This is a genomic window from Musicola keenii (genome assembly GCF_014855505.1).
Classification (GTDB): Bacteria; Pseudomonadota; Gammaproteobacteria; order Enterobacterales; family Enterobacteriaceae; genus Musicola; species Musicola paradisiaca.
Map to the genome: position 1 here is coordinate 1 of NZ_JAAWVW010000013.1, position 13460 is coordinate 13460.

10 protein-coding genes and 1 other RNA gene are annotated in these 13460 nt (G+C 52.9%); 6 read left to right on the forward strand and 5 right to left on the reverse strand.

Annotation, left to right across the window (positions count from 1 at the left end):
- Positions 1-403 precede the first annotated feature (403 nt).
- On the forward strand, positions 404-640 hold the full coding sequence (locus tag HEP82_RS13780) for a major outer membrane lipoprotein (protein WP_012765277.1): 237 nt from the start codon (positions 404-406) through the stop codon (positions 638-640).
- Positions 641-770: 130 nt separating this feature from the next.
- Here HEP82_RS13780 and HEP82_RS13785 read toward each other — a convergent pair whose 3' ends face one another.
- Positions 771-1754: a L,D-transpeptidase family protein gene (locus HEP82_RS13785; RefSeq protein WP_192458608.1), complete on the reverse strand. Its 984-nt coding sequence runs from the start codon at positions 1752-1754 to the stop codon at positions 771-773.
- Between the two features lie 462 nt (positions 1755-2216).
- Between HEP82_RS13785 and HEP82_RS13790 the strand changes: the two genes are divergently transcribed.
- Complete coding sequence (locus HEP82_RS13790) at positions 2217-2618, forward strand: hypothetical protein (protein WP_192458609.1); 402 nt, start codon at positions 2217-2219, stop codon at positions 2616-2618.
- A gap of 54 nt (positions 2619-2672) precedes the next feature.
- Here the strand turns inward: HEP82_RS13790 and HEP82_RS13795 are convergent, their stop codons facing one another.
- Together HEP82_RS13795 and ydiJ are read right to left on the reverse strand one after the other, a co-directional pair.
- Complete coding sequence (locus HEP82_RS13795) at positions 2673-3095, reverse strand: hotdog fold thioesterase (protein ID WP_192458610.1); 423 nt, start codon at positions 3093-3095, stop codon at positions 2673-2675.
- Positions 3092-6157, reverse strand: coding sequence for a D-2-hydroxyglutarate dehydrogenase YdiJ (ydiJ, locus tag HEP82_RS13800; protein ID WP_192458611.1), 3066 nt, complete (start codon positions 6155-6157; stop codon positions 3092-3094). Before ydiJ ends, HEP82_RS13795 begins: the two co-directional genes overlap by 4 nt.
- Before the next feature lie 334 nt (positions 6158-6491).
- Here ydiJ and ydiK point away from each other — a divergent pair, with 334 nt between their 5' ends.
- Both ydiK and rprA read left to right on the forward strand, forming a co-directional pair.
- Positions 6492-7589: an AI-2E family transporter YdiK gene (gene ydiK, locus HEP82_RS13805; RefSeq protein WP_192458612.1), complete on the forward strand. Its 1098-nt coding sequence runs from the start codon at positions 6492-6494 to the stop codon at positions 7587-7589.
- Positions 7590-7827: 238 nt separating this feature from the next.
- An RNA gene (gene rprA, locus HEP82_RS13810) (antisense sRNA RprA) lies at positions 7828-7940 on the forward strand.
- Positions 7941-8273: 333 nt separating this feature from the next.
- Here rprA and ppsA read toward each other — a convergent pair.
- Positions 8274-10652: a phosphoenolpyruvate synthase gene (gene ppsA / locus HEP82_RS13815; protein ID WP_192458613.1), complete on the reverse strand. Its 2379-nt coding sequence runs from the start codon at positions 10650-10652 to the stop codon at positions 8274-8276.
- A gap of 299 nt (positions 10653-10951) precedes the next feature.
- Here ppsA and ppsR point away from each other — a divergent pair, with 299 nt between their 5' ends.
- Both ppsR and HEP82_RS13825 read left to right on the forward strand, forming a co-directional pair.
- Positions 10952-11773 (forward strand): posphoenolpyruvate synthetase regulatory kinase/phosphorylase PpsR, encoded by an 822-nt coding sequence (ppsR, locus tag HEP82_RS13820; RefSeq protein WP_192458614.1) that lies wholly within the window; start codon positions 10952-10954, stop codon positions 11771-11773.
- A gap of 131 nt (positions 11774-11904) precedes the next feature.
- Positions 11905-12957: a 3-deoxy-7-phosphoheptulonate synthase gene (locus HEP82_RS13825; protein ID WP_192458615.1), complete on the forward strand. Its 1053-nt coding sequence runs from the start codon at positions 11905-11907 to the stop codon at positions 12955-12957.
- A gap of 67 nt (positions 12958-13024) precedes the next feature.
- Here HEP82_RS13825 and rmf read toward each other — a convergent pair whose 3' ends face one another.
- Positions 13025-13192: a ribosome modulation factor gene (gene rmf / locus HEP82_RS13830; RefSeq protein WP_012765268.1), complete on the reverse strand. Its 168-nt coding sequence runs from the start codon at positions 13190-13192 to the stop codon at positions 13025-13027.
- Between the last annotated feature and the right edge of the window lie 268 nt (positions 13193-13460).

The window sequence follows — 13460 nt, forward strand, 5'->3', positions numbered from 1 at the left end:
AATGCCGCGATGCTGAAACTGCCGCCGAGACGGGAGCGGGAGTATGAAAGAGAAGTGAGGCAAAAAAAGCCCAAATACCCTTTTAAAAACAATGCCAGTCACCTTAAGTGACTGGCATTACCCAGTCGGGCGCTTTTTTTATTCTCGCTGATTTCCAGTATTAATCTACACCCGTTACAGTTATACAAAATTAGTATATCAACAAAAATCAAGACCAGAAGAATCTGATAAAACTCCCCTGTTTTTCTTGCTTTTTTTAACCTGTTTGTAAAACTCGATGATTCTTTGAGCGAACGATCAAAATTAAGCATGTTCCCATCAAAAATTTATTCTCATCGGAAAAAGGTTTGTGTAATACTTGTAACGCTACATGGAGATTAACTCAATTTAGAGGGTATTAATAATGAATCGTACTAAACTGGTACTGGGCGCGGTAATCCTGGGTTCAACTCTGCTGGCTGGTTGCTCCAGCAACGCTAAACTGGATCAGCTGTCTTCTGACGTTTCTTCTCTGAACGACAAAGTATCTGCTCTGACCAGCAAAGTTGACGCTCTGGCTACTGACGTGCAGGCTGCTAAAGATGACGCAGCTCGTGCTAACCAGCGCCTGGACAACCAGGTTCGTACTTACAAGAAGTAAGAGCTGGTTGAACGAAAAATGGCGCACAGTGTGCGCCATTTTTTTATCTGTTGATTTCCCTTCGTATTCCCACGTTTCCCTGTAATACGCATCAGCGCGTCTACACGCCCTGACGCGCATACTCCTGAATTTATCGGACTGGAACGGCTACCGTCACCGGTGCTGCGCCAGTTTGCGGTGTAGACAGCACTTCACCTTTGTTCACCAGTATCGGCATACCTGAACGGCGGACGATCGCATTGTGTACAACCTCAACATCCGTCTCTGGGCTGCGTACGAACGCCTGTACTTTCTGGCCCAACCCAATTGGCATCGTCTGGGGGTCATCCTTATCAGTACGAGAGAGCGGTTGATGAACCTCGATATAGCGTTTCCCATCCGGTTCTACCGCCACTTTGATAGGCTCATTAATAATCTGAACCCGTGTTCCTACGGGAACATCGTTGAACAGTGCTTCAATATCCTCAGGACGAAGACGAATACAGCCAGAGCTAACGCGCATGCCGATACCGAAATTAGCATTGGTGCCATGGATGGAATAAACCCCACCGCTCTTTTCCAGACGCAATGCAAACAACCCCATCGGATTATCCGGGCCACCCGGTACGACTGCCGGCAAGTCAATACCCTGTTCTTTATAATGACGACGGATATTGGCTGTCGGTATCCAAGTAGGATTGGGACGACGTTCGATAACCCGTGTCACCATCACCGGCGTATTTCGGCCTAGCTGGCCAATACCAATGGGATACACAATGACGGTGCCCTTGCCTTTAGGAAAGTAATACAGACGCAGTTCAGCCAGGTTGACCACAATCCCTTCCCGCAGCGTATCCGGCAGCAACATCTGTGATGGGATCGTCAGCGTCGACCCCGGCTTGGGTAGATAGGGATCTGTCCCTGGGTTAGCCTCCAGCATATTCAGCAAGCCAATCTTGAAGTTAGCGGCTATCGTCTCCAGCGGGTGTCCATCATTCGGGACGGTATAGCTTATATTCTCTCCAATCAACCGGCTATCTGGCGGCGGTAACGGGTATTCGGCCGCTTCCGCAAGCGTGCTCCCCAGTAAACACAGCGTAAACAACGTTCCCAGTAGAGTAATCGCACGTTTCATAGTCAGATTCCTATTCACTGCCTCATTATCCGAAAAATCTTTCCAAATACGGCGAGCATCGCTCGTTAAGAGCATGCAACGACCATTCGGAAAAAATCATTTTCTATTTCTTAATCAACAAGTTATCAATAACCAACTTTAATCGGACTTTCAAGGATAAAAGCAGTTTGACGTAAAATCCACCGCCCGGACTCCGAAATAATGCATAACGTTCTGTGTTACGGCCTCCTGCTAAATATCACCGCCCTAGATTTACCCCAGGTAGACACACAACGACAACGATAAGGATGGGACATTCGCAGTGCTACTGACAATGTTTCGCAGTCTTGCCGTTACAGTGGTTTTTTCTATCTGGAACACCATGCACCATGAGCTTTGTCCTGTTTTTTACACAGCGATTATTGCATCTCACCGTCGACAAATACGATAATGATTCTTATTTATATTTAAGGAGCGACGCACATGTTCCCGTTCAACGCCTGGCTGAGAACGCAAATGGACAACTATCACCACAAATTGCGCGATGCCTCGGTGGATTTTTATATGGCGGAACTGGCGATGGATCGGGAAATTTGCGATATCGGCCAGTTGCGAAACTACTATCTGACCGGGATGAAAATGGCCGAGCTCAGCCAGCAATCGGGGGATGAAGGCCGCTATCTTTTCAGCCTGATAAAAATGCACCACTGCCTTATCGCCGCAATCAACGACACCCATCGTTGTCATCTTTTTCGGGTACAGAGTTACTACTTTGCCCGCCAGACACTACAGATGATTTGCAATCAGTTCAGCGTGTTAGGATGTTGGGAAAAGGTTTCCGCTTTTCAGCAGGATTTCGTGCAGCGTGTGGTGTTTATGCCATAACGCACAGTGGGACACACGTTCCGGATATGCCTCCATACCCGGAACGTTGCGGTATTACCCTTCCGGCGTGAGTACCGCCGTCGTCAAGCGAGAAGTGCAGCAGAGACGAGCCTTGTCGTCAAAAATATCAATTTGCCAGACTTGTAAACGCCGCCCGGCATGCACTGAACGACAGACGCCGCGTACTTCGCCTCCCGTTACCGCCCGCAGATGATTGGCGTTAATTTCCACCCCGACCACGCGCTGTTCACCCTCGGTGCACAGATAGCCGGCGATCGACCCCAGCGACTCCGCCAGCGTGACCGATGCGCCGCCATGCAGCAACCCAAACGGCTGACAGGTGCGGCTATCAACCGGCATGACGGCTTCAATGGTATCGTCGGTCAGATTCGTCATGCGAATCCCTAGATGCCCGACCATGCACCCGACGGACATCTGATTAAGCTGTTCCAGATCGATCGATCTTTTCCACATCATCGCACCAACTCCAGCAACGCCTGCAACGGATGTTTCAATCCCCGGCCCTCCATACGCTTGACCTGGCTGCGACAGGAATAACCGGTTGTCAGGCAGCGCTCCTGCGGCAAACGTTGTAACGCCGGTTGCCAGGACAAATCATAAATGCCCTGTGAATGAGCCAGATTCCGGCTTTCATGCCCATAAGTTCCCGCCATACCGCAGCACCCGACGCTGACGTTTTCAAGACGAGCGCCGAAATATGCAAAAATATCGCTCCACTGCGCGGTACTGGCCGGTAACGCCGTGGTTTCCGTACAGTGGCCGAACAGATACCAGACATCCCCCTGCCGAGTTTCCGTTTTCTCCAGTTTCCGCTGTTTCAGCCAATCGGATAGCCACTCATGCACCAGTTGCACCTGAAAATCGCCGCGCTTATCGCCCAGCGCGTCACGGTACTCATCGCGATAACACAGCACCAGCGCCGGGTCGACACCCACCATGGGCAGCCCCAGCCCAGCGACACGGTTCAGAAACTCCGCCGTCCGGGCGGCAGTTCGAGCAAATTGTTGCAGGAATCCCTTGATATGCTGGGGCTTTCCATTGGGTGAAAACGGCAGTAATACCGGCCTCAACCCCAATTTTTCCACGAGCCGCACAAAATCCGCCACGACTTGCGCGTCATAGTAGCTGGTAAACGGATCCTGCACGATCAACACATACTGTCCCCGCGTTTCCGCCGACATCTGTTCCAATTGCTCCAGCGTGGTCGTCATGGCGGAGTGACCAGCAAACTGCCGTTTCAGCGATGGCGATGACAACAGCGGCAAATCCACCATGCCGATACAACGACGGCTGAGTGCATTCACCCACGGCTGGCGCAGGAAAAAGTTGAAGGTCTTCGGAGTACGCGCCATCAGCGGGGCATAGCGCTCTACCTCGGCCACCAGATAATCCTTCACCGGCCGCAGATAGCGCGTGTGGTAAAGCTGCAGGAAACGAGCCCGGAAGCTGGGCACATCGATTTTTATCGGGCACTGGGTCGAACAAGCTTTACAGGCCAAACAGCCGGACATGGCGTCTTTGACCTCATGGGAGAAATCGTACTCTCCCTGGCGCGCCGCCAGCGTATTACGGGTTTTGGCGATGATGCTGCGCAGGCTCAGACGCTGCTGTGGCAACTGCGTTTCCAGCAACAGTGGGTCGACGCCCTGCTCCGCCAGCAGACGCAGCCATTCTCGCACCAGCGTGGCACGCCCCTTCGGCGAATGAATCCGATCGCCGGTGATTTTCATGGAGGGACACATCGGGCTGCGCGCATCGAAGTTAAAACAGAGGCCGTTGCCGTTACATTCCATTGCACCGCGATAGGCGCTTCTCACCGCAAGCGGAATTTGCCGATCGAACGTGCCGCGTTTTACCGCGTCCACCCTCATCATTGGCGCATCAACATCGAGCGGCGCGCAAATTTTACCGGGGTTCAACCGGTTATCCGGGTCGAACGCCGCCTTGACTCGCCGCAGCTCGTCATACAGTTCCGCACCGAAAAACGCCGGGCTGTACTCGGCGCGGAATCCCTTACCGTGCTCCCCCCACAACAACCCGCCGTACCTGGCGGTCAGATCCACAATGCGGTCGGAAAGCTGCTTCATCAACAGCTCCTGCTGCGGATCGCACATGTCCAGCGCCGGGCGGACATGCAATACCCCGGCATCCACATGCCCGAACATGCCGTAACTTAGATTATGGCTATCGAGCAGCGCGCGGAACTCGGCGATGTAGTCCGCCAGATGCTGCGGCGGCACGCAGGTATCCTCGGCAAACGGAATGGGTTTCGCCAGCCCCTTGCTGTTGCCCAACAGGCCTACCGCTTTTTTACGCATCGCATAAATGCGTTCGATCCCCGTCAGGTCATTGCAAACCTGATAACCAATGACGCCCGACTCGCGGGCGGACAGCAGTTCATCCAGCCGGCGGCACAGCGCAGACAACTGGCTGTCGATCAAGGCTTCGTCATCGCCGGCAAATTCGACGATATTCAGCCCCTGCATATCCTGACCGGGAACATCCGCAATCAGCTCGCTGACGGAATGCCAGACGATATCCTCACGCGCCAGATTCAACACCCGGGAATCAACGGTTTCTACCGAAAGGGCTTTAGCTTCTACCATGAACGGCGCGCTGCGCAGCGCGGAGTCGAACGAATCGAACTTGACGTTGACCAACCGGCGAATCTTCGGCAACGGCGTGATATCCAACGTCGCCTCGGTAATAAAGGCCAGCGTACCTTCTGCACCGGTTAAAATCCGCGTCAGGTCAAACGTTTGCATATCGTTGCTGAACACATGCCGCAGATCGTATCCGGTCAGGAACCGGTTCAGTTTGGGGAATTTTGCTATGATCAAATCCCGCTGCTCGCGGCAACGGTGCAGCACCGTGCGGTAAATGCGACCGGCGGGCGACGCTTCCTGGGCTAGCTGTTCGGCAAGCTCGACCGGCATCGCGCGCGTATCCAGTAACTCACCGCCCAACAAAACGGCGCGCAACCCCAGTACATGGTCGGACGTTTTACCGTACACCAACGACCCTTGGCCGGAAGCATCGGTGTTGATCATGCCGCCCAGCGTAGCGCGGTTGCTGGTAGACAGTTCCGGTGAAAAGAAATAGCCGAACGGCTTCAGATATTGATTGAGCTGATCCTTGATGACGCCCGCCTCTACCCTGACCCAGCCCTGCTCCGGGTTGATTTCCAGAATACGGTTCATATAGCGGGACATATCCACCACAATCCCCTGATTGAGCGCCTGCCCGTTGGTACCGGTTCCGCCGCCGCGCGGAGTAAACGTCAGGGCGCGAAAACGCTCCTCCCCCGCCAGACGGGACAGTAATGCCACATCCGCCGTGGATCGGGGAAATACCACCGCATCCGGCAATAGCTGATAAATGCTGTTGTCTGTGGCCATGGTGAGACGATCGGCATAGTTTGTCGCCGTATCGCCGGTGAATCCGTTTTGCTTCAATGCTTCCAAAAAGCTCAGCACCGGCTGAATCAGCCCGGGCGCCTGCGTGATCTGTGGGATCATTATTTGTGACCCTGTCTGTGCGAGAGGTGTTTGCCAATACGATAACGGCCGGAGAACAAGGGGTTGTCCTTTCCGGCGCACCCCGTTTTATCCTATTCAGTGCGCCGTGCGTCAAGGGATAAATAAAAACTTATGGTAGCGCGCCGCGATCCGACGCTACTCAGGTAAGAACTGCTGTCCAAATTGCGGGAAATCACGCATCATAAATTATTCCCGTTTTCATCATGTAGCCTGAGGGTTACTCCCCAGGCGAAGTCCGGTTCAGGTAGGGCACCACGCCTGAGCGTGAGGACTCGACAAGGTTTATCACCCGCTGACATTGAGGTAACACCTGTTGATGAAGCAATCTCAACCCCCGCGCTTCGATCTCGCAAGAATCGTATTCAGCCTGTTGTTTATCGGTATTCTGATCATCGCCTGCTTTTGGGTTGTACAGCCATTCATTTTGGGCTTCGCCTGGGCCAGCATGGTGGTTATCGCTACCTGGCCGCTGTTAATCAAGCTACAGAAAATGTTGTGGGGCTACCGCTTTCTGGCCGTGATAGTCATGACCTTGCTGTTAGTGCTGTTCTTCGTGATCCCGACATCGATTCTGGTCAGTAGCGTTATCGACAATACCTCTACGCTCATCGCCTGGGCGGGCAGTCAGGCGCGCATTACCCCGCCGTCTCTCGACTGGCTGCGCTCCATCCCCATGTTCGGCGAGAAGCTGCACAGCAGCTGGTATGGGCTGGTGCACAGCGGTGGCGCCGCCGTCATGGCCAAAGTGCAGCCATACGTTGGTCAGGCAGCCTCCTGGGCGGTCGCACAGGCGGCGCATATCGGCCGTTTCCTGATGCACTGTGCCTTGATGGTGTTATTCAGCATTCTGCTGTACAGCAAAGGTGATCAGGTCGCGCTTGGCGTTCGTCGTTTTGCCATGCGGTTGGGTAAACAGGGGGGGGAAGCGGCAGTCATCCTTGCAGCCCAGTCAATCCGCGCCGTGGCCCTGGGGGTCGTGGTCACGGCAATCGTACAATCATTACTGGGGGGTATTGGGTTGGCGCTCTCGGGCATTCCCTATACAACGCTGCTGACGGTACTGATGTTCTTATCATGCGTCGCGCAATTGGGCCCATTGATGGTACTGGTGCCCGCCATCATCTGGCTCTACTGGACGGGGGATACCACTTGGGGAACCATCCTGCTGGTCTGGAGCTGTATTGTCGGGACGCTGGATAATGTCATCCGCCCGTTACTCATCCGCATGGGCGCGGATTTACCCATGTTGCTGATTCTCTCCGGCGTTATCGGCGGCCTTTTGGCCTTCGGCATGATCGGGCTGTTCATCGGCCCCGTAGTGCTGGCCGTCTCTTACCGGTTGCTTTCCGCATGGATGAAAGATACGCCCGAGTCCGTCCACTTCCGAATTCACAGCGACCACAAAAAGTAGTCGCGCTCTCACGGTTTACGGCGTTCCTGACGGATGAAAGCAGGAATGCCAAACTCTATAATCACTCTTATGTGTTTAAGACAAATCTCAATGAAAATTCATTTTCAGTGCCTGTATTAGGTATTTTTATTCAATTTTATTGAATGAGAGATATTCTTTCCTTGGTCATTATTAAAAAACAATTAACCATTAGGATGATTCTTAATGACTCTCAAGCATTGAATTTCTAGTATTAATCCCGGAGCTATTGTTAACGTAATGTTTGTTGATTGAGGTTTCTCCTCATCAAGAACCAGTAACGAATTGCTGTGTGTAGTCTTTGCCCATCCCCCGAGATGGGCTTTTTTTTTGGTTCATCGCGCACGACCGGGGAACACTGCTTTTTTCACGCCACCTTGTCCTAAGGTACGAGCATAGGGTTGACGCGAGTCGAGCTTCTTTCGAAATCGGCTTTACTCTCGTCCTGAACGCTTCACCCATACTGAAAAAAAACCATCCGTTGTCGTTAATGCCACTGCGTCACCGCTGGACGGTACCTGCACAGAAAAAGAAATGTAATCTCCTGTACACGTTACCGATAAGCCATGCTAAACAGTTAGCATCCGATACGGATGGTTTTCATTTCCGTGCGACGCCTCACCATCCAGTGAAACGTCGCACGGACTTAACAAACAGCAAACAGCATCAGCGTTGGCCTGCCAGGCTTAGCCAGGTCTGCACGACGGTATCCGGATTTAGTGACAGACTATCAATCCCTTGCTCCATCAACCAGGCGGCAAAATCTTCATGATCAGAAGGCCCCTGACCGCAAATACCGACGTATTTTCCTTGCTTCTTCGCTGCCTGAATCGCCATTGCCAGCAACGCTTTCACGGCATCGTTACGTTCGTCGAACAGTGCCGACACCACGCCGGAATCGCGATCCAGACCCAGCGTCAGTTGCGTCATATCGTTGGAGCCGATCGAGAACCCATCAAAATGCTGCAGGAATGCGTCGGCCAGCAAAGCGTTGGAAGGAATCTCGCACATCATGATGATCTTGAGACCGTTCTCCCCACGTTTCAGCCCTTGCGTAGCCAACTCGTCAACGACGGCCTTCGCCTGCTCAACGGTGCGTACAAATGGGATCATCACCTCGACATTAGTAAGCCCCATCAGGTTGCGCACACGTTTGACGGCTTCGCACTCCAATGCAAAACACGCACGAAAATCCGGCGAGACATAACGACCTGCGCCACGGAAGCCAAGCATCGGGTTCTCTTCGTCCGGCTCATAACGGCTACCACCCAGCAGGTTGGCGTACTCGTTAGACTTGAAGTCGGACAGGCGGACAATCACCCGTTTCGGCCAAAACGCCGCGGCCAGCGTTGCAATGCCTTCCCTCAGCCGTTCGATATAAAACTCGACCGGATCCTGATATCCCTGCATCAATGTGCGAATTTCGCGCTGCAGTTCGGGAGGTTGCTGATCAAACTCCAACAGGGCTTTCGGATGAACACCAATCATGCGGTTAATGATGAACTCAAGCCGCGCCAACCCCACGCCTTCATTCGGCAGACAAGCAAAATCAAACGCCCGATCAGGGTTGCCGACATTCATCATGATTTTCAGCGGTAATGCCGGCATGGTATCAACCTGCGAACTGTCCACAGAGAAGTCCAGCAGATCCTGATAAACATAACCGGTATCGCCCTCGGCGCAGGAAACCGTCACTTTCTGGCCATTGCGCAAACGTTCCGTTGCATCACCACAACCGACCACCGCCGGAATACCCAGTTCACGCGCGATAATCGCCGCATGGCAGGTACGGCCGCCGCGATTGGTCACAATCGCCGCCGCTTTTTTCATGATCGGTTCCCAATCAGGATCCGTCATATCAGTCACCAGCACATCGCCGGCATTAACGCGGTGCATTTCGCTGATGTTATTAACGATTTTGACCTCGCCAGCGCCAATGCGATGGCCGATGGCACGCCCCTCAACCAACACCTTGCCTTTTGCCTGCAACTGATAACGCTCCATCACCTGCCCGTTGGAACGTACCGTTTCAGGACGCGCCTGAACGATATACAGTTTGCCGGTATGGCCATCTTTCGCCCATTCGATATCCATCGGACGACCATAATGTTTTTCAATCAGCAACGCCTGATGCGCCAGCGCCTGGATTTCGTCATCCGACAGACAAAATCGGGTGCTCTCTGATTCCGGCACATCTTCGATACGTACCTGCTTGCCATGCTCCTGACTGGCGGCATAGACCATCCGTATCTTTTTCGACCCCATGGTACGGCGCACGATAGCCGGTTTTCCACTCAGCAACGTCGGCTTGTGGACATAAAACTCATCCGGGTTGACCGCGCCCTGCACCACCATCTCACCCAGCCCCCACGCAGCGGTAATAAACACCACCTGATCAAATCCGGATTCGGTATCAATGGTGAACATCACGCCTGACGCGGCCAGATCAGACCGCACCATGCGCTGCACGCCGGCGGAAAGCGCCACGCCGCGGTGGTCATACCCCTGATGTACACGATAAGAAATGGCGCGGTCATTAAACAGCGAAGCAAAAACGTGCTTCACTGCCACCATCACCGCATCAATGCCTTGCACATTGAGGAAGGTTTCCTGCTGGCCGGCAAAGGAAGCATCCGGCATATCTTCTGCGGTAGCGGAAGAACGCACAGCGAAAGAAGCATCCGGCTCACCATCGGCCAGTTGCTGGTATGCATCGCGAATAGCTTGTTCCAGCTCAGGCTGGAACGGCGTATCGATGATCCACTGACGAATCTGCGTACCCGCTTTAGCCAGTTGATTCACATCATCCGCGTTGGTTTTATCCAGCAGCTCATAAATACGCTGGTTGATTCCACTCTGATTAAGAAAGTCATTAAACGCCTGGGCAGTCGTGGCGAAACCATTCGGAACGGATACGCCCAGCTCCGACAGGTTGGTGATCATTTCCCCCAGCGAGGCGTTTTTGCCTCCCACTCGCTCAACGTCGTGCATACCAAGCTGGTTATACCACAGGACATTACGCATATCAGGGCCATTGTTGGACATCGAAAATAATCCTTTCTGCATACAATTAGGGTATGAAATATCTTGCTGGGAATCGGTCTCAGCGTTTTGAGCGTAGCATAGGGTTTTGGAAAGGGCGGAAAGGTGAATCGATCAACCTATTAAAAAAAATGGAATCCACTATTCTAAATAGTCATAACGCGGAAAAATCCCAATATTGAAAAAGAAAGGCATCTGAATCATTGAGATAATGAAATGATGTTTTAATAAAAATTGGCGTTAACCGACAATTTTCGGCACGAATAATTTTTATCATCGCAAAAAAACAGCAAGGAGTTCCCGTGGAGAGAAGTGTCTTTTACGTATCAGACGGTACGGCGATTACCGCCGAAGTGCTGGGACACGCCGTCCTTTCCCAGTTCCCCATCAGTACCGTCAGTTACACCCTGCCCTTCGTCGAAAACGAAGCACGAGCCCGTGCGGTCTGTGAACAGATCAATACCCTTTACCAGCAGAGCGGCTTACGCCCGCTGGTGTTTTACTCCATCGTCACCCCGGAAATTCGCGACATCATTACCCATAGCGAAGGCTTTTGTCAGGATATCGTTCAGGCGTTGGTCGCTCCGCTGCAACAAGAACTGAACGTCGCCCCCACGCCGGTCGCTAATCGAACGCACGGACTGACCGCCAATAATCTGATCAAATACGACGCTCGTATCGCTGCCATCGACTATACGCTGGCGCACGACGACGGCATCTCATTGCGCAACCTCGATCAGGCGCAGATTATTCTGCTGGGCGTTTCTCGCTGCGGCAAAACGCCAACCAGTCTCTATTTGGCCATGCAGTTCGGCATCCGAGCGGCTAATTATCCTTTTACTGCAGACGACATGGATAATCTGCGATTACCGGACGCACTGAAAACCTATCAACATAAGCTATTCGGTCTGACTATCGACGCGGAACGGTTGGCGGCCATTCGTGAGGAACGCCGTAACAACAGCCGTTACGCCTCGCTGCGGCAATGCCGCATGGAACTGAGTGAAGTCGAGTCGATGTTTCGCCGCCATCAGATTCGTTACATCAATACCACTAACTATTCTGTAGAAGAAATCTCTGCCCGTATCATTGACATCATGGGTATCAACCGTCGTATGTACTGAACATCGTGATAGAATGCTCCTCATTACGGTTCGCGGAGTGTTATCGGCAACCGAGATCATTGCGATCCGGTTGCCGTTTTATTGGTTTACGCTCCGTTCGTTTATCACGTTAAAGCATTCAGAGATTACACATGTACCAAACTGATGAGTTGCGCAGTAAACGCCTCAGCGATCTGATGTCCCCCCATGCGTTGCTTACCGCCCTACCGATGACCGCCGGCACGGCTGAATCGGTGATCAATGCGCGATCGCGTATTGAAGATATTCTGACCGGTCACGATCACCGCCTGCTGGTGGTGATCGGCCCCTGTTCCATCCATCACCCGGAAAGCGCGCTCGAATATGCGCATCGGCTGGCGGAATTGCAACGCCATTACCAGGAACGGTTGGAAATCGTCATGCGGGCCTATTTTGAAAAACCCAGAACGGTTGTAGGTTGGAAAGGATTGCTCGCCGACCCTTATCTGGATGGGTCATTTGATGTCAATGAAGGCCTGCGGCTGGCACGCCGGCTACTGCTGGACGTCAATCAGCTAGGCCTTCCGACTGCCACAGAATTCCTCGATACGGTGACAGGACAATATATTGCCGACGTGATCAGTTGGGGAGCGATTGGGGCGCGGACAACGGAAAGCCAGATCCACCGTGAAATGGCCTCCGCACTCTCTTGCCCGGTCGGATTCAAAAACGGTACCGACGGCAATGTCCGCATCGCCATTGACGCCATCCGGGCGGCGCGCGCCAGCCATATGTTTCTGTCACAGGATAAACAAGGGCGAATGGCCGTCTATCAGACCCAGGGCAATCCATTCGGCCATGTGATTCTGCGGGGCGGCGCAGAGCCCAATTATCAAGCGGAATACATCGCGACGGCCTGCGATGCCCTGAGAACCCATGATTTACCCGCTCGTCTGGTAGTGGATTGCAGTCACGGCAACAGCCAGAAACAATTCCAACGGCAGTTGGTCGTCGCTGAGGATATTTGTCGCCAGATTCGCACAGGTTCAAACGCCATCGCCGGCGTTATGGTCGAAAGTTTTCTGGAAGAAGGCAATCAGCCTATGACGTCCCCTGGCGCCATGGCCTGGGGAAAATCCATTACCGATGCCTGCCTTGGCTGGGAAGATAGCACCCGATTATTGTCGATGCTGGCGGATGCAGTCGACAGCCGTATTGCACGCTAATACACCTGAAACGAAAACCTCCGCCTTGGCGGAGGTATTTCCCTTTTTGTGACTGACAGACGGGGAGTCAGGCCATCACCGTCCTGTCTTCCATGGCTTCTCGCCAACCTCCCAACCAGTGAGACCGGGCATCGACCGCTTGATACGGACACAGTTCCTTGGAACGCCCTGATATGCCAGCCTGATACCCTTTTGCATGCGCCCGAACCAGACGATCTCGTTTTTGTCTCTTCATGCCTTGTTTCCCTCATGTTGACTCTGGTGGAAAGAAAACAGTGGTTAGATTTCGGCCAACCACAGGTTATGAATAGCCATTCGAGAAAAGAAGATCAAGCCATGAAAGTCATACCGCTGTCACATTTATGCACTAATTTGGTGAGTTTTTCTCTCACGGCCGGTGAAATGATGCATTAACAGCTTGAGGACAAAACAAAACCCCTGAATAGTGAAACAGCTCACAAAAATAGTATTCAGAGGTATTTGCTATGCCCGGGAAGAGGAGC

Excerpts from the sequence above, each read along its gene's own strand:
- HEP82_RS13795 (WP_192458610.1), bottom strand. The coding sequence starts at position 3,095 with ATGATGTGGAAAAGATCGATCGATCTGGAACAGCTTAATCAGATGTCC.
- HEP82_RS13785 (WP_192458608.1), bottom strand. The coding sequence starts at position 1,754 with ATGAAACGTGCGATTACTCTACTGGGAACGTTGTTTACGCTGTGTTTA.
- HEP82_RS13825 (WP_192458615.1), top strand. The coding sequence starts at position 11,905 with ATGTACCAAACTGATGAGTTGCGCAGTAAACGCCTCAGCGATCTGATG.
- HEP82_RS13780 (WP_012765277.1), top strand. The coding sequence starts at position 404 with ATGAATCGTACTAAACTGGTACTGGGCGCGGTAATCCTGGGTTCAACT.
- rmf (WP_012765268.1), bottom strand. The coding sequence starts at position 13,192 with ATGAAGAGACAAAAACGAGATCGTCTGGTTCGGGCGCATGCAAAAGGG.
- ydiJ (WP_192458611.1), bottom strand. The coding sequence starts at position 6,157 with ATGATCCCACAGATCACGCAGGCGCCCGGGCTGATTCAGCCGGTGCTG.
- HEP82_RS13790 (WP_192458609.1), top strand. The coding sequence starts at position 2,217 with ATGTTCCCGTTCAACGCCTGGCTGAGAACGCAAATGGACAACTATCAC.
- ppsA (WP_192458613.1), bottom strand. The coding sequence starts at position 10,652 with ATGTCCAACAATGGCCCTGATATGCGTAATGTCCTGTGGTATAACCAG.